Source organism: Acidovorax sp., from assembly GCF_034519795.1.
Classification (GTDB): domain Bacteria; phylum Pseudomonadota; class Gammaproteobacteria; order Burkholderiales; family Burkholderiaceae_C; genus Acidovorax.
This window is the reverse complement of sequence record NZ_JAXHOB010000004.1, coordinates 165,969-185,856: the sequence shown is the minus strand read 5'-3', so window position 1 is coordinate 185,856 and position 19,888 is coordinate 165,969. Positions and strand designations below refer to the sequence as shown.

At 68.6% G+C, this 19,888-nt stretch carries 20 protein-coding genes; 14 read left to right on the top strand and 6 right to left on the bottom strand.

The window, feature by feature from the left end; all coding sequences use genetic code 11:
- Positions 1-67 precede the first annotated feature (67 nt).
- The 10 genes from U5N23_RS04610 to U5N23_RS04565 all read left to right on the top strand — a co-directional run bounded on the left by U5N23_RS04610 (position 68) and on the right by U5N23_RS04565 (position 9,316).
- Entirely contained in the window at positions 68-1,930 is a 1,863-nt protein-coding gene (locus tag U5N23_RS04610; RefSeq protein ID WP_322591660.1) for an acyl-CoA dehydrogenase, read from the top strand.
- Entirely contained in the window at positions 1,930-2,133 is a 204-nt protein-coding gene (locus tag U5N23_RS04605) for a hypothetical protein (protein ID WP_322591659.1), read from the top strand. The genes U5N23_RS04610 and U5N23_RS04605 overlap by 1 nt, the downstream gene beginning before the upstream one ends.
- Positions 2,134-2,272: 139 nt before the next feature.
- Complete coding sequence (locus U5N23_RS04600) at positions 2,273-3,067, top strand: SDR family oxidoreductase (protein WP_322591658.1); 795 nt, start codon at positions 2,273-2,275, stop codon at positions 3,065-3,067.
- Between the two features lie 125 nt (positions 3,068-3,192).
- Entirely contained in the window at positions 3,193-3,624 is a 432-nt protein-coding gene (locus tag U5N23_RS04595) for a PaaI family thioesterase (RefSeq protein ID WP_322591657.1), read from the top strand.
- Positions 3,625-3,689: 65 nt separating this feature from the next.
- Entirely contained in the window at positions 3,690-4,706 is a 1,017-nt protein-coding gene (locus U5N23_RS04590; RefSeq protein WP_322591656.1) for an NADP-dependent oxidoreductase, read from the top strand.
- A 16-nt stretch (positions 4,707-4,722) separates the two neighbouring features.
- Positions 4,723-5,181 carry a GNAT family N-acetyltransferase gene (locus tag U5N23_RS04585; protein WP_322591655.1) on the top strand — a complete coding sequence of 153 codons (459 nt, stop codon included), beginning with the start codon at positions 4,723-4,725 and terminating at the stop codon, positions 5,179-5,181.
- A complete protein-coding gene (locus U5N23_RS04580) occupies positions 5,178-6,863 on the top strand; it encodes an isovaleryl-CoA dehydrogenase (RefSeq protein ID WP_322591654.1) in 1,686 nt (561 codons plus the stop codon). Before U5N23_RS04585 ends, U5N23_RS04580 begins: the two co-directional genes overlap by 4 nt.
- 38 nt (positions 6,864-6,901) lie before the next feature.
- On the top strand, positions 6,902-7,846 hold the full coding sequence (locus tag U5N23_RS04575; RefSeq protein WP_322591653.1) for a glutathione S-transferase family protein: 945 nt from the start codon (positions 6,902-6,904) through the stop codon (positions 7,844-7,846).
- Positions 7,843-8,748, top strand: coding sequence for an SDR family oxidoreductase (locus tag U5N23_RS04570; protein WP_322591652.1), 906 nt, complete (start codon positions 7,843-7,845; stop codon positions 8,746-8,748). Before U5N23_RS04575 ends, U5N23_RS04570 begins: the two co-directional genes overlap by 4 nt.
- A complete protein-coding gene (locus U5N23_RS04565; RefSeq protein ID WP_322591651.1) occupies positions 8,738-9,316 on the top strand; it encodes a methylated-DNA--[protein]-cysteine S-methyltransferase in 579 nt (192 codons plus the stop codon). Before U5N23_RS04570 ends, U5N23_RS04565 begins: the two co-directional genes overlap by 11 nt.
- Here the strand turns inward: U5N23_RS04565 and U5N23_RS04560 are convergent.
- A complete protein-coding gene (locus U5N23_RS04560; RefSeq protein ID WP_322591650.1) occupies positions 9,313-10,095 on the bottom strand; it encodes an IclR family transcriptional regulator in 783 nt (260 codons plus the stop codon). The two genes, U5N23_RS04565 and U5N23_RS04560, sit on opposite strands and share 4 nt — an antisense overlap.
- 216 nt (positions 10,096-10,311) lie before the next feature.
- Between U5N23_RS04560 and U5N23_RS04555 the strand changes: the two genes are divergently transcribed.
- From U5N23_RS04555 to U5N23_RS04540, 4 genes are read left to right on the top strand one after another with little or no spacing between them, the layout of a single operon-like run.
- On the top strand, positions 10,312-11,265 hold the full coding sequence (locus U5N23_RS04555; RefSeq protein ID WP_322591847.1) for a TRAP transporter substrate-binding protein: 954 nt from the start codon (positions 10,312-10,314) through the stop codon (positions 11,263-11,265).
- Positions 11,266-11,285: 20 nt separating this feature from the next.
- Entirely contained in the window at positions 11,286-11,732 is a 447-nt protein-coding gene (locus U5N23_RS04550; protein WP_322591649.1) for a type II 3-dehydroquinate dehydratase, read from the top strand.
- A 51-nt stretch (positions 11,733-11,783) separates the two neighbouring features.
- Positions 11,784-12,359, top strand: a complete 576-nt coding sequence (locus U5N23_RS04545; protein ID WP_322591648.1) for a TRAP transporter small permease — start codon at positions 11,784-11,786, stop codon at positions 12,357-12,359.
- Positions 12,356-13,636 (top strand): TRAP transporter large permease subunit, encoded by a 1,281-nt coding sequence (locus U5N23_RS04540; protein WP_322591647.1) that lies wholly within the window; start codon positions 12,356-12,358, stop codon positions 13,634-13,636. The genes U5N23_RS04545 and U5N23_RS04540 overlap by 4 nt, the downstream gene beginning before the upstream one ends.
- A 3-nt stretch (positions 13,637-13,639) precedes the next feature.
- Here the strand turns inward: U5N23_RS04540 and kdpE are convergent, their stop codons facing one another.
- The 5 genes from kdpE to kdpB are packed head-to-tail and all read right to left on the bottom strand — an operon-like array spanning position 13,640 to position 19,825.
- Positions 13,640-14,338, bottom strand: a complete 699-nt coding sequence (kdpE, locus tag U5N23_RS04535) for a two-component system response regulator KdpE (RefSeq protein ID WP_322591646.1) — start codon at positions 14,336-14,338, stop codon at positions 13,640-13,642.
- Positions 14,326-17,040, bottom strand: a complete 2,715-nt coding sequence (locus U5N23_RS04530) for a DUF4118 domain-containing protein (RefSeq protein WP_322591645.1) — start codon at positions 17,038-17,040, stop codon at positions 14,326-14,328. Before U5N23_RS04530 ends, kdpE begins: the two co-directional genes overlap by 13 nt.
- The gene (locus U5N23_RS04525) at positions 17,040-17,174 is read right to left on the bottom strand and encodes a hypothetical protein (RefSeq protein ID WP_322591644.1); all 135 of its coding nucleotides are present in this window, start codon (positions 17,172-17,174) and stop codon (positions 17,040-17,042) included. The genes U5N23_RS04530 and U5N23_RS04525 overlap by 1 nt, the downstream gene beginning before the upstream one ends.
- A gap of 3 nt (positions 17,175-17,177) precedes the next feature.
- A complete protein-coding gene (gene kdpC, locus U5N23_RS04520) occupies positions 17,178-17,750 on the bottom strand; it encodes a potassium-transporting ATPase subunit KdpC (RefSeq protein WP_322591643.1) in 573 nt (190 codons plus the stop codon).
- A 20-nt stretch (positions 17,751-17,770) separates the two neighbouring features.
- Positions 17,771-19,825 (bottom strand): potassium-transporting ATPase subunit KdpB, encoded by a 2,055-nt coding sequence (gene kdpB, locus U5N23_RS04515; RefSeq protein ID WP_416208574.1) that lies wholly within the window; start codon positions 19,823-19,825, stop codon positions 17,771-17,773.
- Positions 19,826-19,888: the final 63 nt, after the last annotated feature.

Genomic DNA, 19,888 nt, shown 5'->3' with positions numbered 1-19,888 from the left:
GCGGCGGCGGTGCGGTCCGGTGGCCCATCCCTGCGCTGTGTGCGCGTTTTCTCCAGGGTTTTCACACATGAGCCTTCGCCCCACCGTCGAATTCCTTCTGTACCAGTGGCTGCATGCGCAGACCCTGCCCGAGCGCGAGCGCTTTGCCGACCATTCGCGCGACACCTTCGATGCCGTGCTCGACACCTGCGAGCGCATCGCGCGCGAGAAGTACGCGCCGTTCAACCGCACGGTGGATACCCAGGAGCCGCACTTCGACGGCGAGAAGGTCACGCTGCCCCAGTGCACCCACGACGCGCAGAAGGCCTACGCGGCTTCGGGCATGCTCAGCGCCGCGCAGGACTACGACATCGGCGGCATGCAGCTGCCCTACACGGTGGAGGCCGCGGCCAACAGCTTCTTTGCCGTGGCATCGATCAGCATGGGCTCGGGCCTGCTCACGGTGGGCAACGCCAACCTGCTGATGGTGCATGGCACCGAGGCGCAGAAGAAGGTGTTCGCGCTCAACGAATTCTCGGGGCGCTTCTCGGGCACCATGTGCCTGTCGGAGCCCCAGGCCGGCTCCAGCCTGAGCGACGTGGCCACGCGCGCCGTGCCCGATGGGGAGGGCTTCGAGAGCGACCCGCTGGGCCCGCGCTATCGCCTCAAGGGCAACAAGATGTGGATCTCGGCCGGCGAGCACGAGCTCACCGAGAACATCATCCACCTGGTGCTGGCCAAGATCCCCGGGCCCGACGGCAAGCTGGTGCCCGGCACCAAGGGCATCTCGCTGTTCATCGTGCCCAAGAAGCTGGTGGACACCGACGGCCAACTGACCGGCGTGCGCAACGACGTGGCGCTGGCGGGCCTGAACCACAAGCTCGGCTGGCGCGGCACGACCAACACGCTGCTCAACTTCGGCGAGGGCAAGTACCCGGTCGACGGCGAGGCCGGGGCCGTGGGCTACCTCGTCGGCCAGGCCGGCAAGGGCCTGCACTGCATGTTCCACATGATGAACGAGGCACGCATCGGCATCGGCATGGCGGCGACCATGCTCGGCCTGGCGGGCTACTACGCGAGCCTCGACTACGCCAGGAACCGGCCCCAGGGCCGCCCGGTGCAGGGCCCCAAGGACAAGGACGCCGCTGCGGCTGCCGTGGTCAAGGACGTGGCGCAGCCGCAGGTGCGCATCATCGAGCACGCCGATGTCAAGCGCATGCTGCTGGCGCAAAAGTCGTACGGCGAGGGCGCGCTGGCGCTCAACCTGTTCTGCGCACGCCTGGTGGACGAGCAGGCCACCGGCGATTCGGCCGCTGCCGACGAGGCACGCCTGCTGCTGGAAGTGCTCACTCCCATCGCCAAGAGCTGGCCCAGCGAGTGGTGCCTGGAGGCCAACAGCCTGGCCATCCAGATCCACGGTGGCTATGGCTACACGCGCGACTTCCCGGTGGAGCAGTACTGGCGCGACAACCGCCTGAACATGATCCACGAAGGCACGCACGGCATCCAGGCCATGGACCTCTTGGGCCGCAAGGTGCTGATGGAAAACGGCCGGGGCCTCTCGTTGCTGGCCGCGCGCATCAACGGCACCATCGAGCGTGCCATCCAGGTGCCCGCGCTGGCTGCGCACGCCAATGCCCTGGGCAGCGCGCTGCAGCAGGTGGGCGCCGCCACCAAGGCCGCCTGGTCCACGGGCCAGCCGGCCGATGCGCTGGCCAATGCCGTGCCCTACATGCAGGCCTTCGGCCACACGGTGCTGGCCTGGGTCTGGCTGGACGTGGCCCTGGCCACGCTGCACGCCGATGCCGCGCTGGCGCAGCCGGCAAGTGTGGGCAGAATGGGGGCCATGCGCTTTTTCTTCCACTACGAGCTGCCCAAGATCGGCGCCTGGCTGCAGGTCGTCAGCACGCGCGACGCGACCTGCGCGGTCTTCCCTGAGGACGCCTTTTGATGACCGCACCGCAGACACTGGAGCGCATGCACCAGCTCATCTGGGCCTTGATCTACGGCGGCCTGCTCACGCTGGTGCTGGGCCTTGCCACGGCACGCGCCGACGAGGTGCTGGGCTGGGCGCTGTCCGCCGTCGGCGGCGTGCTGGTGGCCGTGGGCGTGGTGCTGATCGGCGTGCGCTCGCGCCTGAAGCCCGACGCCTGAGTCCGCACACTGCCCGCCGGATCGCAAAGGCGACACGGCGCACTTTGGTTGCGTCGCACAATTCCTGAGCTGCCCTTTTTTCGAGCGCTTGGCGACCATGCCCTGTGCCCCACCGACTACAACCGAAGGAGACGACCACATGACCACCCGCACCATCCAACAACTGTTCGACCTGACCGGCAAGACCGCCCTGGTGACCGGCGGCTCCCGCGGCCTGGGCCTGCAACTGGCGCAGGCGCTGGGCGAAGCCGGCGCCAAGGTGCTGCTGAGCTCGCGCAAGGCGTCCGACCTGGAAGAGGCCGCCGCAGAGCTGAAGGCCGCCGGCATCGATGCGCAGTGGATCGCCGCCGACTGCTCCAACGAAGCCGACATCCGCCGCCTGGGCGACGAGACCCTGGCGCGCCTGGGCCATGTGGACATCCTGCTCAACAACGCGGGTGCCGCCTGGGGCGCGCCGGCCGAAGACCACCCGGTGGAAGCCTGGGACAAGGTGATGAACCTCAACGTGCGCGGCTATTTCATCCTGTCGCAGCACATCGCCAAGCACAGCATGATCGGCCGGCGCAGCGGCAGCATCATCAACGTGGCGTCCATTGCCGGCCTGGGCGGCAACCCCAAGGGCATGAACACCATTGCTTACAACACCTCCAAGGGCGCGGTGATCAACTTCACGCGTGCGCTGGCGGCCGAATGGGGCCAGTACGGTATCCGCGTCAACGCCATCTGCCCGGGCTTCTTCCCGAGCAAGATGACGGTGGGCACCTTGAAGGCCATGGGTGAGGAGGCACTGGCCGCCCACGCCCCGCTGGGCCGCCTGGGTGACGATGAGGACCTCAAGGGCCTGTGCGCGCTCTACGCGTCGGACGCCGGCAAGCACATCACCGGCCAATGGCTGGCCGTGGACGGCGGCGTGAGCATCGTCACCGGCGGCTGAGGCTGGCCAAGGAGGTCTGCGCGCCGACGGCGCACGGGCCTGCCAATCCGGGTCGGCAGCAGGGTTTCAGCCTCCTCCAGCGGGGCTATGCTTGCAGCCTTTCCTTTTGCGCTCTGGAGTTGCCTGTGCTGAATTTCGGTGTTCCCATTCCTTTTGTCAGCCACTTGGGCTTCACGCTGCACCGCATGCAGCAGGGCGAGTCGGAGCTGCACTACGAGGCGGCGCCCGAGCACCTCAACTCCTTCGAGGTCACGCACGGCGGCGCCACCATGACCTTGCTGGACGTGACCATGGCCACGGCCGCGCGCAGCGAGACGCCGGACCACGGCGTGGTCACCATCGAGATGAAGACCAGCTTCATGCAGGCCGCGCGCGGCCCGCTGGTGGCCAAGGGGCGCCTGCTGCACCGCACGGCCTCGCTGGCCTTCACCGAGGCCTCGGTCTATGACGCGCAAGGCCGGTTGTGCAGCCATGCCACCGGCACTTTCAAATACGTGCGCCGCCCTGCGGTGGACCCTGTCACCGGGCAGCCGCTCAAGACCATCTCCAGCGACTGAACGCTGCCACTTTTCCTGCGAAGGCCCAAGCCTTCGATCTCACATCATTTTCCAAGGAGTTCCCCATGGCCCGCAACCGACAGATCGTTCTCGACAACCGCCCGCAGGGCGAGGCCGTGGCCGGCAACTTCAAGCTCGTCGCCACCGACACGCCCGCGCTGCAGGACGGCCAGGTGCTGGTGCGCCACCATTTCCTGAGCCTGGACCCCTACATGCGCGGCCGCATGAACGAGAGCAAGAGCTACGCGGCATCGCAAGGCCTGGGCGAGGTCATGATCGGCGGCACGGTGGGCGAGGTGGCCGAGAGCCGTAACCCCAAGTACGCCGTGGGCGACAAGGTCGTGGGCATGGGCGGCTGGCAGGAGTACAGCGTGGTCGACGCCAACACGCCCGGCGCCCTGCGCAAGGTCGACACCACGCATGTGCCGCTGTCGCACTACCTGGGCGCCGTGGGCATGCCCGGCGTGACGGCCTGGTACGGCTTGGTCAAGATCATCGCACCCAAGGAAAGCGACACGGTGGTAGTGAGCGCCGCCACCGGCGCAGTCGGCAGCGCCTTTGCCGCGCTGGCCAAAGCCCGTGGCTGCCGTGCCGTGGGCATTGCCGGCGGTGCCGAGAAGTGCCGCTACGCGGTCGAAGAACTGGGTTTCGACGCCTGCATCGACTACAAGGAGCACAGCGATGTGAAGGCGATGTCCAAGGCACTGAAGGAAGCCTGCCCCAAGGGGATCGACGGTTACTTCGAGAACGTGGGCGGCTGGATCATGGACGCCGTGATGCTGCGCATGAACGCCTTCAGCCGCGTGGCCCTGTGCGGCATGATCGCCGGCTATGATGGCCAGCCCCTGCCCATGGCCAACCCCGCGCTGATGCTGATCAACCGCATGAAGATCGAAGGCTTCATCGTCAGCGAACACATGGAAGTCTGGCCCGAGGCCCTGAAGGAGCTGGGCACCCTGGTGGGCACCGGCAAGCTGCGCCCGCGCGAGACCATCGCAGAAGGCATTGCCGCCGCGCCAGAAGCCTTCCTTGGCCTGCTCAAAGGCAAGAACTTCGGCAAGCAACTGGTGAAACTCATCTGAAGGAGCGCATGCGCTCATGGCTTTGAACCTGCACTGGACCTGGGCCCGCTTCGATGACCTCGGCGTGCATGCGCTGCACGACACGCTGGCCCTGCGCTGCAAGGTCTTCATCCTGGAGCAGGGGCCCTACCAGGACCCGGACGGGGCCGACAAGCAGTCCTGGCACCTGCTGGGCTACGATGGTGCCGGTGCGCTGCAGGCCTGCCTGCGCGTGGTGGACCCGGGGGTGAACTACCCCGAGCCTTCCATCGGCCGTGTGGTGACCGCGAAGGAAGCCCGTGGCGATGGCACCGGGCGGCTGCTGATGCAGGAAGGGCTGGCGCGCTGCCGGCAGGCGTGGCCGGGCCACAGCGTGCGCATCAGTGCCCAGGCGCACCTGCAGCGCTTTTATGGCAGCCTGGGTTTCGTGGCGGTGTCGGACGAGTACCTGGAGGACGACATCCCCCATATCGAAATGCTGTGGAGTGCACCATGACCTCTCTGTCCGCCACGGTTTCCGCCACGCACACGGTTTTCAACCAGAGTGCGCCGCTCTCGGATGTGAACCTGTACACCAGCAACCGGCCGCTGCAGGACGCCGTGGACCTGCACGCGCCGGCGCTGGACCGCAGCGCGCTCACGGCCCTGGGCGCCGAGATGGGCTCGGCACAGATGCAGGAGCACGCGCGCCTGGCCAACACCCACAAGCCCGAGCTGCACACGCACGACCGCGTGGGCCGCCGCACCGATGCGGTGGAGTTCCACCCCAGCTACCACGCGCTGATCGGTGCCGCGCTGCGCCACGGACTGCACGCCACGCCTTGGTCGCGCACGGATGCGGGCGCCGCGCATGCGCATGTGGAGCGCGCGGCGGGCTTCATGCTCTTCACCGAGACCGAACCCTCGGTACTGTGCCCCGTCTCCATGAGCTATGCCGTCACCCCGGCGCTGCGCGGCAACCTTGCCGTGTGGGCCGACTGGAGCGCCGGCCTGGCCAGCACCCGCTACGACCCGCGCCTGGCACTGTTCTCGCAGAAGTCCGCGCTCACCATGGGCATGGGCATGACCGAGAAGCAGGGCGGCTCGGACGTGCGCGCCAACACCACCCAGGCCGTGGCCGATGGCAACGACGCCTGGGGCGCGCGCTACCGGCTCACGGGCCACAAATGGTTCTTCTCGGCCCCCATGTGCGATGCCTTCCTGGTGCTGGCCCAGGCGCCGGGCGGGCTGACCTGCTTCTTCCTGCCGCGCGTGCTGCCAGGCGAGGGCGAGAACGGGACTCTCAACGCCATCCGCATTCAGCGCCTCAAGGACAAGCTGGGCAACCATGCCAATGCCAGCTCCGAGGTCGAGTTCGTCGATGCCCTGGCCTGGCGCGTGGGCGAAGAGGGGCGCGGCGTGGCCCAGATCCTGGAGATGGGCACCATGACGCGCCTGGACTGCGCGCTGGGCACCAGCGGCCTCATGCGCCAGGCGCTGTCGCTGGCACTGCACCACACGCGCCAGCGCATGGCCTTCGGCAAGAAGCTGATCGAGCAGCCGCTGATGCGCAACGTGCTGGCCGACCTGGCGCTGGAGAGCGAGGCCGCCACGGCCCTGTCCATCCGCCTGGCCAGCGCCTTCGACAAGAAGGACACCGATCCGCACGAGGCCGTGATGGCGCGCCTGCTCACGCCCGTGGCCAAGTTCTGGGTCTGCAAGCGCGGCAGCGCGTTCGCCCAGGAGGCCATGGAATGCCTGGGCGGCAACGGCTACGTGGAGGAGGGCGGCGAAGGCACCATGGCCCGCATCTACCGCGAGATGCCGCTCAACTCCATCTGGGAGGGGGCGGGCAACATCATGGCGCTGGACCTGCTGCGCGCCGTGCGCCGCGCCGACACCGCCGCCGCCCTGGCCGACGAGCTGGCCCCCGCGCGCGGCGCCCACCCGGCGCTGGACCGCATGGCCAGCGCGCTGCCGCTGCGCGTGGACGCCATGACCACCGAGGCCGAGGCCCGGCGCCTGGCGCAGGATGTGGCCCTGGCCGTGCAGGCGGCATTGCTGTACCGCAGTGCGCCCGCCAGCGTGTTCGGCGCCTTCTGCGCATCGCGCCTGGGCGGCGACTGGGGCTACAGTTTCGGCACCCTGGGCGCGGGCGTGGATTTCGACGCTCTGCTGGACCGCGCGCTGCCGGCCTGACCCTCACCAAAAACCATTGCACCGCCGGAGAACCCCTGATGACCACGCCCCTGATCCTGCACCACTACCCCTCGTCCCCTTTCTCGGAAAAGATCCGTCTGGCACTGGGCTACAAGCAACTGGCCTGGAAGTCCGTGGTCATCCCCAGCATCGCGCCCAAGCCCGACGTGGTGGCGCTCACGGGCGGCTACCGCAAGACGCCGTTCCTGCAGATCGGTGCCGACATCTACTGCGACTCGGCCCTGATCTGCGATGTGCTGGAGCATGTGCAGCCCGAACCGGTGCTCTACCCGCCGCACCTCAAGGGCGTGGCGCGCGTGTTCGCGCAGTGGGCCGACACCACGCTGTTCTGGGCCGCCATGGCCTACAACCTGCAGCCCAAGGGCGCGTCGGCCCTGTTCGCCAACCTGCCCCCCGCCGCGGCCCAGGCCTTTGGCGAGGACCGCCGCGAGATGAGCGCCGGCATGCAGCGCCTGCGCCCGGCCGACGCCACGGCGGCTTACCGCTCCTACCTGCGCCGCATCGCGCACATGGCCGAGGAGCATGACTTCCTCTTCGGCGCCGAGCCCTGCCTGGCCGACTTCGCCGCCTACCACCCGCTGTGGTTCACGCGCCAGTGCGTGCCGGTGATGGCCGACATCTTCGGCGCCACGCCCGCCGTGCTCGAATGGATGGACCGCGTGGCAGCGCTGGGCCACGGCCGCATGGAAAAGCTCAGTTCCGAAGACGCCATCACCGTGGCTGCGGGGCTCGACCCACTGCCGCTGGCCGACGACCTGTTCCAGGACGAACACGGCATTGCCCTGGGCAGCCTGGTGGCCATTGCCGCCGAGAGTTTCGGCACCGAACCCACGGAGGGCGAGCTGATCGCCGCCACCCGCACGCGCTACACCCTGCGCCGCACCGACCCGCGTGCGGGCTTGCTGCACGTGCACTTCCCCCGGATTGGCTACACATTGCGAAAGGCCGAGAAACCCACATGATCGATAACTTCAAGGGCAAAACCGCCGTTCTCACCGGCGCGGGCTCGGGCTTCGGCCTCGAATGCGCGCGCATCGGCGCGCGCCTGGGCATGAATTTGGTGCTGGCGGACGTGCAGCAGGACGCGCTCGACGCCGCAGCGGCCGAGGCGCAGGACGCCGGTGCACAGGTGCTGGCGCGCAAGGTGGATGTGTCCGACGCAGCGCAGATGGAGCAACTGGCCGTGGACGTCGAGCAGCGCTTCGGCGCGCCGCACCTGGTGTTCAACAACGCGGGTGTGGGCGCGGGCGGCCTGGTGTGGGAGAACTCCCTCAAGGACTGGGAATGGGTGCTGGGCGTTAACCTCTGGGGCGTGGTGCACGGCGTGCGCCTGTTCACCCCCATGATGCTCGCCGCCGCCAAGAAAGACCCGGCCTGGCGCGGCCACATCGTCAACACCGCCAGCATGGCCGGACTGCTCGATGCGCCCAACATGGGCATCTACAACGTGAGCAAGCACGCCGTGGTGAGCCTGTCCGAAACCCTGTACCAGGACCTGGCCCTGGTGACCGACCAGGTCAGCGCCAGTGTGCTGTGCCCCTTCTTCGTGCCCACCGGCATCGCCCAGAGCCACCGCAACCGCCCCGGCGAACTGCCGCCAAGCAAGCCCACGCGCAGCCAGCTCATCGGCCAGGCCATGAGCGACAAGGCCGTGGGCAGCGGCAAGGTGACGGCGGCCGAAGTGGCGCAGAAGGTGTTCGACGCCGCTGCCGCCGGCCAGTTCTACATCTACAGCCACCCCAAGGCGATCGCTTCGGTGCAGACGCGCATGGAAGACATCATGCTGGGTCGCAACCCCACCGATCCGTTTGCGGGCAAGCCCGAGATCGGCGAGCAACTCAAGGCCGCCTTGCGTGCAGACTGAAAAACGCGGGCCTGCAGTGGCCCAGGGCTTCGCGCTGTTTGCCACAGCGGTGGGGCTCTGCGGCCTGGCCTGGAATGGCCCCCTGCTGGTCGGTGTGCAACTGCCCGAGGACGAGGGCGAGGCGCACACCCGCACGCGCATGCAGCGGCGCTTTCCGGGCGTGCCTGAATCCGCGATGCCACCCGAAGTGGCCACCTGGGCGGCCCGTGTGGCGGCTTTGCTTGCAGGCGCGCACGACGACCTGCTCGATGTGCCACTGGCCACCGAGGGCGTGCCGCCCTTCAATGCCCGCGTCTATGAATTGGCCCGGCGCATCCCGCCCGGCAAAACCATGACCTATGGCGAAATGGCTGCAGCCCTGGGCGAGCCCGGCGCCGCGCGCGCCGTGGGGCAGGCGCTGGGCCATAACCCGTTTGCGCCCGTGGTGCCGTGCCACCGCATCCTCGCCGCAGGCGGCAAGACCGGGGGCTTTTCGGCCGGCGGTGGTGCCGCCACCAAGATGCGCATGCTGGAGATCGAGGGCGCGTTTGCCCACGATACCTTGGCGCTGTTCGCTGGGAAAAACTAGCCGCGCTTTTTCAGTAACGCCGACCCGCCGCTGGCCATCGCCAGCTCGTGCGTGGTGTTCAAGAGGGCAGGGCCCAGCGCCTGCATGCGCTCGGGCGTCAGGCGCACCAGCGGGCCGGCAATCGTCACCACGCCGATCACCGTGCCATTGCCCCGGCGGATGGGCGCGGCCATGGCCGTCATGGCCGGCGCAAACACCTCGACGATGGTGCTGAAGCCCTGCTGGCGTGCGGTGCGCAGATAGGCCAGCAGCTCCTTGACCGTGGTCGGGGCATTGGGGCCGTAGTCATCCGGCTTGCCAAAGCCCTGGCGCGATACCAGGGCCAGCGCCTCCTCATCGCTCATGGTGGACAGCCAGGCATGGCCGGCCGAGCTGCACGAAAGGTTGACCGACAGGCCCATGTCCGGGTCGTAGCGCAGGCCGCGCACGGCCCCCTGCGCCTTGGCCACGAAGGTCAGTTCGTCCCCATCGACCACCGCCAGGCGCACCAGCTCGCCGGATTCGGCCGCCAGCCGGTCCAGCAGCGGCTGGGCGATGTCCACTACGCCCGTGGCGCTCAGGTAGCCCAGGCCGAGCGACACGAGCTTGATCGTCAGCATGTAGTTGCCCTGGCTGTGGTCCTGGCGCACATAGCCGCAGCGCACCAGCTCGGCCAGCAGGCGGTGGGTGGCGCTCAGCGGCATGTCGAGCTCCGAGGCCAGGCTCGACAGGGCCTTGCCCTCGGGGTGCGGGGCCAGGTGCTCCAGGACTTTGAAACTGCGCTCGAGGATGCTGCTCATGGCGGGTCTCTTTCGGTGATCGTCTTTGTACTGACGGCAATGTACCAAAATTTGTTAAAGGGTTTCTACTATGGAAAGAGTTTCCACTTTCTAATTACGATCGGTCCCCATGGCGCAACCGGTCTTCCGGCTGCATGTCCCTGGTCCGACTTTTGATGGAGATGTCCCGTGAAAAAAACTGCTTGCATCCTGGCGGCCGCCGGCCTGTCCCTTTTGATGGCGCTGCCCGCCGCCGCGCAGCAGGAGCGCGTGATCCGCTTCGGCCACCTGAACAATGCCGACCACCCGGTGAGCTTCGGCGTCAAGCGCTTTGGCGAGCTGCTGGCCGCCAAGAGCGGCGGCAGGATGAAGGTCATGGAGTTTCCGGCTTCGCAGCTGGGCAACGAGATGCAGCAGCAATCGGCCCTGCAGGGCGGCGTGCAGCAGATGTCGGCACCGGCCACCACCTCGCTGGCCGGCATCGTCAAGGAATTCGGGCTGGTGGACTTTCCTTTCGCCGTGGCCAACTTCGCCCAGGCCGATGCACTGCTCGACGGCCCGCTGGGCCAGGCGCTGATCGCCAAGCTGCCCGAGAAGGGCCTGGTGGCCCTGGGCTACTGGGACCTGGGCTTTCGCAACGTGACGAACAGCAAGCGTGCCATCACCAAGGCCGATGACTTCGACGGCCTCAAGCTGCGCGTGATCCCCAACCCCGTGTTCCTGGAAACCTTCAAGGCCTTCAAGGCCAACCCCGTGCCCATGCCGTTTGCCGAGCTCTACGGCGCACTCGAAGCCAAGGCCGTGGACGGCCAGGAGAACCCCTTTGCGGTGATCCTGTCGAACAAGATGTTCGAGGTGCAGAAGTACGTGAGCGCCACCAACCACGTCTATGCCGCCAACATCGTGCTGGTCAGCAAGAAGTTCTGGGACCAGCTCACGCCCGCCGAGCAGAAGATGATGAACGACGCCGCCGACGAGTCGCGGGGCTACCAGCGCCAGGTGAGCCGCGCTGCGGCCCAGAAGGCCGTGGGTGACCTGCAGGCCAAGGGCATGGCCTACAACGAGATCGCACCCGCCGAGCTGGCGCGCATGCAGCAGATCGCCAAGCCCGTGATCGAGAAGTTCGCGGCCACCTACGACCCGGCCATCGTGAAGCTGTACAACGACGAGTTGGCACGCATCCGAAAATGAGCCACCTGGTCCGAAACCCCATGAAAATCCTCGTCCTCCACGGCCCCAACCTCAACCTGTTCGGGCGCCGCGAACCCCACATCTACGGCACCACCACGCTGGCGCAGATCAACGAGCGCCTGCAGAAGCTCGCAACCGAACTCGGCGTGGAACTCGACATCCTGCAGTCCAACCACGAGGGGGTGCTGATCGACTTCCTGCACGAGCACATCGACGCGGCGCAGGGCGCGCTCGTGAACCCCGCGGGCCTCACGCAGCACGGCGTGCCGCTGCACGACGCGATCAAGGCCATGCCCTTCCCGGTGATCGAGGTGCACATGTCCAACATCGCCGCGCGCGAGGCCTGGCGTGCGCACTCCATCATCTCGCCGGCCGTCAAGGCCACGGTGCAGGGCTTCGGGCCGCATTCGTACCTGGCAGCGCTTCGCTCGCTGGTGGAAAGCCTGCGCGAGGCCACCGCACAGTAAGGCCCAGGCGGGATGGCTCCCGCCTGCCATCTCCCATCCCAAGAGAACAACATGAATAGATGGATAGATCGCGCCTGCCGCGGCCTGGAGGCGGTGATTGCCGCCCTGCTGGCGCTGATGGTGGTGCTGGTGTTTGGCAACGTGGTGCTGCGCTATGGCTTCAATTCCGGCATCACCCTTTCGGAAGAAGTGTCGCGCTGGCTCTTCATCTGGATGACCTTCCTCGGGGCCATCGTCGCACTGCGTGAGCATGGCCATCTGGGCGTGGACATGGTGGTGCAGCGCCTGCCCGCGCTGGGCAAGAAGATCTGCCTGGCGCTCGGCCATGGGGTCATGCTCTACATCGTCTGGCTGCTGTTCCAGGGCAGCCTGGCGCAGGCGCGCATCAACTGGGACGTGACGGCGCCGACCACGGGTGCCTCCATGGCCATCGTCTACAGCGCGGGCCTGGTGTTCGCCGTGTGCGCGGCGCTGATCCTGGCCATCGACCTGTACAAACTGCTCAGCGGCCAGATCGCCGAGGAGGACCTGGTCATGGTGCAGGAGTCCGAAGAAGCCGTGCAGTTGCAGCAGATCCTGGGCTCTGCAGCGGCCGATGCGCCGCGCGGCAAGGAGGGCGCGCGATGACCATCTTCGTCTTTGTCGGATCGCTGCTGCTGGCCATGGCCATGGGCATCCCGATCGCGTTCTCGCTCCTGGCCAGCGGTGTGGCGCTGATGTGGCACCTGGACCTGTTCGACGCGCAGATCCTCGCGCAGAACCTGATCGGCGGGGCCGACAGCTTTCCGCTGCTGGCCGTGCCCTTCTTCATGCTGGCCGGCGAGATCATGAACGTCGGCGGCCTCTCGCGCCGCATCGTGGACTTTGCGCTGGCCCTGGTGGGCCATGTGAAAGGCGGCCTGGGCTACGTGACCATCATGGCCGGCTGCCTGCTGTCGGCCCTGTCGGGTTCGGCCGTGGCCGATGCGGCGGCGCTCACGGCGCTGCTGCTGCCCATGATGGTCAAGGCCGGGCACGACAAGTCGCGTGCCGGCGGACTGATCGCGGCCACCGGCGTCATCGGCCCGGTGATCCCGCCGAGCATCGGGCTGGTGATTTTCGGGGTGGCTGCCAACGTGTCCATCTCCAAGCTGTTCCTCGCGGCCATCGTGCCGGGCATTTTGATCGGCGCCGCGCTGTGGCTGACCTGGGCCTTCCTGGTGCGGCGCGAGAAGATCGTGCCGCCGCCGCGCAAGTCGGCCGCAGAGATCCTCACCGCCCTGCGCAAGGCCCTCTGGGCGTTGATGCTGCCGGTGATCATCCTGGTGGGCCTGCGCATGGGGGTGTTCACACCCACCGAGGCGGCTGTCGTGGCGGCGGTGTACGCACTGTTCGTCTCGGCGGTGATCTACCGCGAGATCGGCTGGCGCGACCTGTACGGCATCTTCGTCGCTGCGGCCAAGACCAGCGCCATCGTGATGTTCCTGATCGCCGCCGCCATGGTCAGCGCGTGGCTCATCACCGTGGCCGACCTGCCGTCCAAGGTGGTGGGCCTGCTGCAGCCCTTCATGGACAACAAGATATTGCTGATGGCGGCCATCATGCTGCTGGTGATGGCGGTGGGCACGGCCATGGACATGACGCCCACCATCCTGATCCTCACGCCCGTACTGATGCCGGTGGTCCATGCCGCAGGGATCGATCCGGTCTACTTCGGCGTGATGTTCATCATCAACAACTCCATCGGCCTCGTCACCCCGCCCGTGGGCACGGTGCTCAACGTGGTGGCCGGGGTGGGCAGGATGTCGATGGACGACGTGACCAAGGGCGTGGTGCCCTTCATGATCGCCGAGTTCGCCATCATGTTCCTCATGGTGGTCTTCCCGTGGCTGGTGACCTGGCCGGCCAAGTTCTTCCACGGGTGATCTTCAAGTCATCAATCGGTATCCGACGGCCGTTTCCGTCAGCAGGTGGCGCGGCTGGGCCGGGTCGGGTTCGAGCTTCTGGCGCAGGTGGCCCATGTAGATGCGCAGGTAGTGGCTCTGCTCGCTGTGCGAAGGGCCCCACACCTCGCGCAGCAGCTGGCGGTGGGTGAGCACGCGCCCGGCATTGGCCACCAGCACCGACAGCAGCCGGTACTCGATGGGCGTGAGGTGCACCTCCTGACCGGCGCGGTGCACCAGGCGGGCCTGGCGGTCCACGCTGACCTCGCCGAAGCTGAAGGACGTGTCCTCCTCCTGGGATGCGCCGGTGGCGCGCGGGCGGCGCAGGTTGGCGCGCACGCGCGCCATGAGCTCGCCCACGCCGAAGGGCTTGGTCAGGTAGTCGTCGGCACCGGCGTCCAGCGCGGCGATCTTGTCGGCTTCGTCGATGCGCGCCGAGAGCACGATGATGGCCACGCTCGACCATTGCCGCACGTCGCGGATCAGCGCCAGGCCGTCGCCATCGGGCAGGCCCAGGTCCAGCACCAGCAGGTCGGGCTTGCGCGTGCCGGCCTCGGTCAGGCCGCGCTGCAGGGTGTCGGCCTCGTGCACCTGCCAGCCCTCGGCTTCGAGTGCGCCGCGCACGAAGCGGCGGATCTGGGGCTCGTCTTCGATCACGACGGCGACGGGGGCTAGGCTGGCCATGCGGGAGGCTCTTTCAGGGGTGGAGGGGGTCTGCGGGGCAGGCGCAGCGTGAATTCTGCCCCACCCCCATCGGCGTTGCGGGCTTCGATCTGGCCCTGGTGGGCGTCCACGATGGCCTTGCAGATCGCCAGGCCCAGGCCCACGCCCGGCGTGGCCGATTCGGCCTGGCCGCGCGTGAACTTCTCGAACAGCAGGGCGGCATCGCCCTGCATGCCGGGCGGCAGGCCGGGGCCCTGGTCGCGCACGCTCAGCACCAGCGCCTCGGGTTCCGCATGGGCCAGCACGCCGATGGGCGGGGCGCCGTACTTGGCCGCGTTCTCCAGCAGGTTCACGAGCACGCGCTCGATGAGCACGGCGTCGAACTCCACCAGCGGCAGGTCGGCCGGAATGCGTGCCTGCACCTCGCGCCCGGCGAGGGCCGGGGCGGCAGCCCGGATGGCGCTGCCCACCACTTCTTCGGTCGACTGCCAGTCCATGCGCAGGTGCACGGCACCGCTTTGCAGGCGTGCCATCTCCAGGAGGTTGTTGACCAGGGTGTTGAGCTCGCGCGACTGCACCACCATGGCCGCGGCGGCGCTGGCCTGGTGCGCGGGCAGGGGTGGGGTGGCGTCGCGCAGCGACTCGGCCAGGCCGATCAGGCTGGTCAGCGGCGTGCGCACGTCGTGCGAGATGGCGGCCAGCAGGGCATTGCGCAGCCGCTCGGACTCCATCTCCACCACCGCACCCTGCGCCACTTCCACGTAGTGCACGCGCTCCAGGGCAATCGCGATCTGGCGCGCCAGGGTGTGCAGTTGCTTGGCCTGCTCGGGGATCAGCAGCCAGCGCGGCTGGGCGGGTTGGAGCGCCAGCACGCCGCGCACGCGCATCGGCGCCTGCAGCGGAACGTAGTGCCAGCTGTGCGCGGCCAGCGTGGTGGTGGCCAGCCCGGCGGGCTGGGCATTGCGCAGGCACCAGTCCGCGACGGAGGCATCGAAGCCTTCGGGCGCGGGGTCGGGCAGCACCAGCTGGTCGCGCGCATCGGTGGGCAGCACCACGGCCTGGCCGCCGAAGTTGCGTTCCGTGGCAGTGCGGCCCAGTTCCACCACCTGCGAGGCCATGAGCGCGGCCGACAGGTCGCGCGTGAGCTCGAACAGCGACTGCGCGCGCTGCTCGCGGCTGGAGGCGATGCGCGCCTGGAAGCGCAGCCCCGCCGTGAGCTGCCCGATGAGCAGGCCCACGGCCAGCATCACGGCGAAGGTGAAGAAATACTGCACGTCACTCACCGCGAACGAAAAACGCGGCGGCACGAAGAACAGGTCGAACGACGCCACATTGAGCACGGCCGACAGCGCCGCCGGCCCGCGGCCCTGGCGCACGGCGACCAGCACCACCCCCATGAGGAACAGCATGACGATGTTGGCCAACTCGAAATAGCCATGCAGCGGCGCGGCCAGCGCCGTGGCCAGCACGCTGCCGGCCACGGCCCAGGCATAGCGCCGCCAGCTGTGTTGCAGGCCGCTGTCCGGCTCCTCGTTTCCCAGGCGGCGCAGGGTCTGCGCAATGCGCCGGGTGCTGGGGGTGTGGCCCACCTCCATCACGTCGAGCGCCGGCGCCAGGGTGGCCAGCTTCTGGGTCATGCCCGCCTGCCAGGGCCAGCGGCGCCGCACCCCGGCGCGGCGGCCGACGATCAGGGTCGCGCAGTTGAGCGCCTGGGCATGCGCCACCAGGGCGGCAGGCAGGTCCTGCCCGGTGAGCACGGCGGTTTGCGCGCCCAGGTCGGCCGCAAGCTGCAGCACGGCCAGGATGCGATCGCGCTCGGCGGCGGCCAGGCGCTGCAGGCGCGGCGTCTCCACATAGGCCGCATGCCAGCGCACGTTGAGCTGGCCCGCCAGCCGCGCGGCCGTGCGCACCGTCTGCTCGGCCCCCGCCTGTGGGCCGATGCAGGCGAGGATGGCACCATCGGTGTTCCACGCCGGGGTGATGGACTGCTCGATGCGGTAGCTGCGCACGTCGTCTTCGACATGCTCGGCCGTGCGGCGCAGCGCCATCTCGCGCAGCGCGATCAGGTTGCCCTTGCGAAAGAAGTTCTGCGCCGCGCGCTCGGCCTGGGGGGCCAGGTAGACCTTGCCGGCCTTCAGGCGCAGCAGCAGCTCGTCGGGCGTCACGTCCACCAGCACCACCTCGTCGGCGCTGTCGAGCACAGTGTCGGGCACGGTCTCGTGCACGCGGATGCCGGTGATGGCCCCCACCACACCGTTCAGGCTCTCCAGGTGCTGCACGTTGAGCGTGGTCCAGACGTCGATGCCGGCGTCCAGCAATTCGCGCACGTCCTGCCAGCGCTTGGGGTGGCGCGAGCCCTCCACGTTGGAGTGGGCCAGTTCGTCCACCAGCAGCACGGCGGGCTGGCGTGCCAGCGCGGCATCGAGGTCGAACTCGGGCAGGGTGCGGTCCCGGTAGGGCACTTCGCGCGGTGGCAGGCGTGGCAACCCCTGCAGCAGCTCGGCCGTCTCGCTGCGGCCATGGGTTTCCACCACGCCGGCCAGCACATCGGTGCCGGCGCGGTGGGCGCGCTGGGCGGCGCTGAGCATGGCGTAGGTCTTGCCTACGCCGGCATTGGCGCCAAAGTACACGCGCAGGCGCCCGGTGCGCGCCTGCTGCGCGTCGCGCTGGATGCTTTCCAGCAGTTCGTCGGGGTCGGGTCGGCTGTCGCTGTGCAAGGCCATCAAGGTTCCTGGGATGTGTTCGTGGGCGGCCGCTTGCCCGAGGGCCGGCGCGATACCAGCAGCCAGGCCAGCGCCAGCGGCACCAGCAGCACGGCCACCGCGCACAGGGCCGCCAGCAGGTCATCGCTGGGCATGGCTCAGCGCAAAGCGTCCAGCGCCAGGTTCAGCTGCAGCACGTTGATGCGTGCTTCGCCCACGAAACCCAGCCATGGTAGCTCTACCTGCGATTCCACGAGGGCCGCCACCTTGTCGGCGCTCACGCCCTTGGCGTTGGCCACGCGCGCCACCTGGTAGCGTGCGGCGGCGGGGCTGATGTGCGGGTCCAGCCCGCTGGCCGATGCCGTGACCAGGTCCACGGGCACCGGCGCGGTGTTGCCGGGGTCGGCCTCGCGCAGGGCGGCGATGCGGGCGCTGACGGCGTCCTTGAGCGCCGGGTTCAGCGGCCCCTGGTTGGAGCCGCCCGAGGCACTGGCGTTGTAGGGCATGGGCGCGGTGGCCGAAGGCCGGCCCCAGAAATGCCCGGGGGCGGTGAAGTTCTGGCCGATGAGTTCGGAACCCACGGCCGCGCCGTTCTTCATGACCAGGCTGCCATTGGCCTGGTGCGGGAAGGCGGTCTGCGCAATGCCGGTGACGACCATCGGGTAGATCACGCCCGTCGCCAGCGTGAGCGCGGCGAACAGGACCAGGGTGGGGCGAAGAATATTGTTCATGGAGAAATGTCCTAGTGTGTTCAGACCAGGCCCATGGCCGAGAGCAGCAGGTCGATGGCCTTGATGCCGACGAAGGGCACGATGAGCCCGCCCAGCCCGTAGATGGCCAGGTTGCGGCGCAGCAGGGCTGCGGCCCCCACGGCGCGGTAGCGCACGCCCTTGAGCGCCAGCGGGATCAGGAACACGATGACCAGCGCGTTGAAGATCACGGCGGCCAGGATGGCCGATTGCGGGCTGGCCAGCTGCATGACGTTGAGGGCCGCCAGCTGCGGGTAGGTGCTGACGAAGATCGCCGGGATGATGGCGAAGTACTTGGCCACGTCGTTGGCGATGGAGAAGGTGGTCAGCGAGCCGCGCGTCATGAGCAGCGCCTTGCCGGTCTCCACCACTTCCAAGAGCTTGGTCGGGTTGGAGTCCAGATCCACCATGTTGCCGGCCTCCTTGGCGGCCTGCGTGCCCGAGCCCATGGCCACGGCCACGTCGGCCTGGGCCAGCGCGGGGGCGTCGTTGGTGCCGTCGCCGGTCATGGCCACCAGCCGGCCTTCGGCCTGGTACTGGCGGATCAGCGCCAGCTTGGCTTCGGGCGTGGCTTCGGCGAGGAAGTCGTCCACACCGGCCTCGGCAGCAATGGCCGCCGCCGTGAGCTTGTTGTCGCCGGTCACCATCACGGTCTTGATGCCCATGCGGCGCAGCTGCGCAAAGCGCTCGCGGATGCCGGTCTTGACGATGTCCTTGAGCTCCACCACGCCCAGCACCCGGCTGCCGTCGGCCACGGCCAGCGGCGTGCTGCCGCGGCGTGCCACCTCGTCGGCGGCGCGCAGCACCTCGGCGGGCATGGGGGCGCCCAGGGCCTCCACATGGCGGCGCACGGCATCCACTGCGCCCTTGCGCAGCTGGCGCACGCTGCCGTCCGCCTGGGCGATGTCCACGCCGCTCATGCGCGTCTGCGCGGTGAAGGCGATGGCGGTGACGCTGCCATCCGCGGGCACGGCCACGGGGTCGTCGGCGGCCTGCACCAGGGCCACGATGCTGCGGCCCTCCGGCGTCTCATCGGCGGCCGATGCCTGGGCGGCGCAGGTGCCCAGTTGGGCCTGCGTGACGCCCGGTGCGGGCAGCAAGGCGCTGGCCTGGCGGTTGCCGTGGGTGATGGTGCCGGTCTTGTCCAGCAGCAGCACGTCCACGTCGCCGGCGGCCTCCACGGCGCGGCCCGAGGTGGCGATCACGTTGGCCTGCATCATGCGGCTCATGCCCGCCACGCCCACGGCCGACAGCAGGCCGCCGATGGTGGTCGGTATCAGGCACACAAGCAGCGACACCAGGGCCGTGAGGCTCACCACGGTGCCGGCCTGCGCGGCCTGCACGCTGTAGAGCGAGTAGGGCAGCAGGGTGACCGTGACCACCAGGAACACGATGGTCAGCGCCACCAGCAGGATGTTGAGCGCGATCTCGTTGGGCGTCTTCTGGCGCTTGGCGCCCTCGACCATGCTGATCATGCGGTCCAGGAACGAATCCCCGGGGTTCACGGCCACGCGCACCACCAGCCAGTCCGACAGCACGCGCGTGCCGCCGGTGACCGAGGAGAAGTCGCCGCCCGATTCGCGCACCACGGGGGCCGATTCGCCGGTGATGGCCGATTCGTCCACCGAGGCCACGCCTTCGATGACCTCGCCGTCCATGGGCACCATGTCGCCGGCCTCGACCAGCACCACGTCGCCCTTGCGCAGGTTCTCGGCTTGCTCGGGCAGCCAGGTGCCGCCGTGGCGGGGCTCCTTGAGCTTCTTGGCCCAGTTGCTCTTCTTCAAGGTGCGCAGCGATGCGGCCTGGGCCTTGCTGCGGCCCTCGGCCAGGGCCTCGGCGAAGTTGGCGAAGAGCACGGTGAACCACAGCCACACGGCCACGGCGAGCACGAAGCCGGCGCCCTGGTCACCCTGGCCACCCAGGGCGTTGAGCCACAGCAGCGTGGTCAGGATGCTGCCGATGTAGACCACGAACATCACCGGGTTGCGCCATTGCACGCGCGGGTTGAGCTTGGTGAAGGCGGCACGCAGGGCGGGCAGCACGAGGGCCTTGTCCATCAAGGCCAGGGCAGGGGTTGCTTGCATGGTCGGGGTACCGATGGGGGTGGAAGGGGCGGGGTT

Bases quoted from the DNA above. Each gene is read 5' to 3' on its own strand.
- U5N23_RS04550 (WP_322591649.1), top strand. From the start codon at position 11,286: ATGAAAATCCTCGTCCTCCACGGCCCCAACCTCAACCTGTTCGGGCGC.
- U5N23_RS04605 (WP_322591659.1), top strand. From the start codon at position 1,930: ATGACCGCACCGCAGACACTGGAGCGCATGCACCAGCTCATCTGGGCC.
- U5N23_RS04580 (WP_322591654.1), top strand. From the start codon at position 5,178: ATGACCTCTCTGTCCGCCACGGTTTCCGCCACGCACACGGTTTTCAAC.
- U5N23_RS04600 (WP_322591658.1), top strand. From the start codon at position 2,273: ATGACCACCCGCACCATCCAACAACTGTTCGACCTGACCGGCAAGACC.
- kdpB (WP_416208574.1), bottom strand. From the start codon at position 19,825: ATGGACAAGGCCCTCGTGCTGCCCGCCCTGCGTGCCGCCTTCACCAAG.
- U5N23_RS04570 (WP_322591652.1), top strand. From the start codon at position 7,843: ATGATCGATAACTTCAAGGGCAAAACCGCCGTTCTCACCGGCGCGGGC.
- U5N23_RS04590 (WP_322591656.1), top strand. From the start codon at position 3,690: ATGGCCCGCAACCGACAGATCGTTCTCGACAACCGCCCGCAGGGCGAG.
- U5N23_RS04545 (WP_322591648.1), top strand. From the start codon at position 11,784: ATGAATAGATGGATAGATCGCGCCTGCCGCGGCCTGGAGGCGGTGATT.
- U5N23_RS04575 (WP_322591653.1), top strand. From the start codon at position 6,902: ATGACCACGCCCCTGATCCTGCACCACTACCCCTCGTCCCCTTTCTCG.
- U5N23_RS04585 (WP_322591655.1), top strand. From the start codon at position 4,723: ATGGCTTTGAACCTGCACTGGACCTGGGCCCGCTTCGATGACCTCGGC.
- kdpE (WP_322591646.1), bottom strand. From the start codon at position 14,338: ATGGCCAGCCTAGCCCCCGTCGCCGTCGTGATCGAAGACGAGCCCCAG.
- U5N23_RS04610 (WP_322591660.1), top strand. From the start codon at position 68: ATGAGCCTTCGCCCCACCGTCGAATTCCTTCTGTACCAGTGGCTGCAT.
- U5N23_RS04555 (WP_322591847.1), top strand. From the start codon at position 10,312: ATGGCGCTGCCCGCCGCCGCGCAGCAGGAGCGCGTGATCCGCTTCGGC.
- U5N23_RS04530 (WP_322591645.1), bottom strand. From the start codon at position 17,040: ATGGCCTTGCACAGCGACAGCCGACCCGACCCCGACGAACTGCTGGAA.
- U5N23_RS04525 (WP_322591644.1), bottom strand. From the start codon at position 17,174: ATGCCCAGCGATGACCTGCTGGCGGCCCTGTGCGCGGTGGCCGTGCTG.
- U5N23_RS04560 (WP_322591650.1), bottom strand. From the start codon at position 10,095: ATGAGCAGCATCCTCGAGCGCAGTTTCAAAGTCCTGGAGCACCTGGCC.
- kdpC (WP_322591643.1), bottom strand. From the start codon at position 17,750: ATGAACAATATTCTTCGCCCCACCCTGGTCCTGTTCGCCGCGCTCACG.
- U5N23_RS04540 (WP_322591647.1), top strand. From the start codon at position 12,356: ATGACCATCTTCGTCTTTGTCGGATCGCTGCTGCTGGCCATGGCCATG.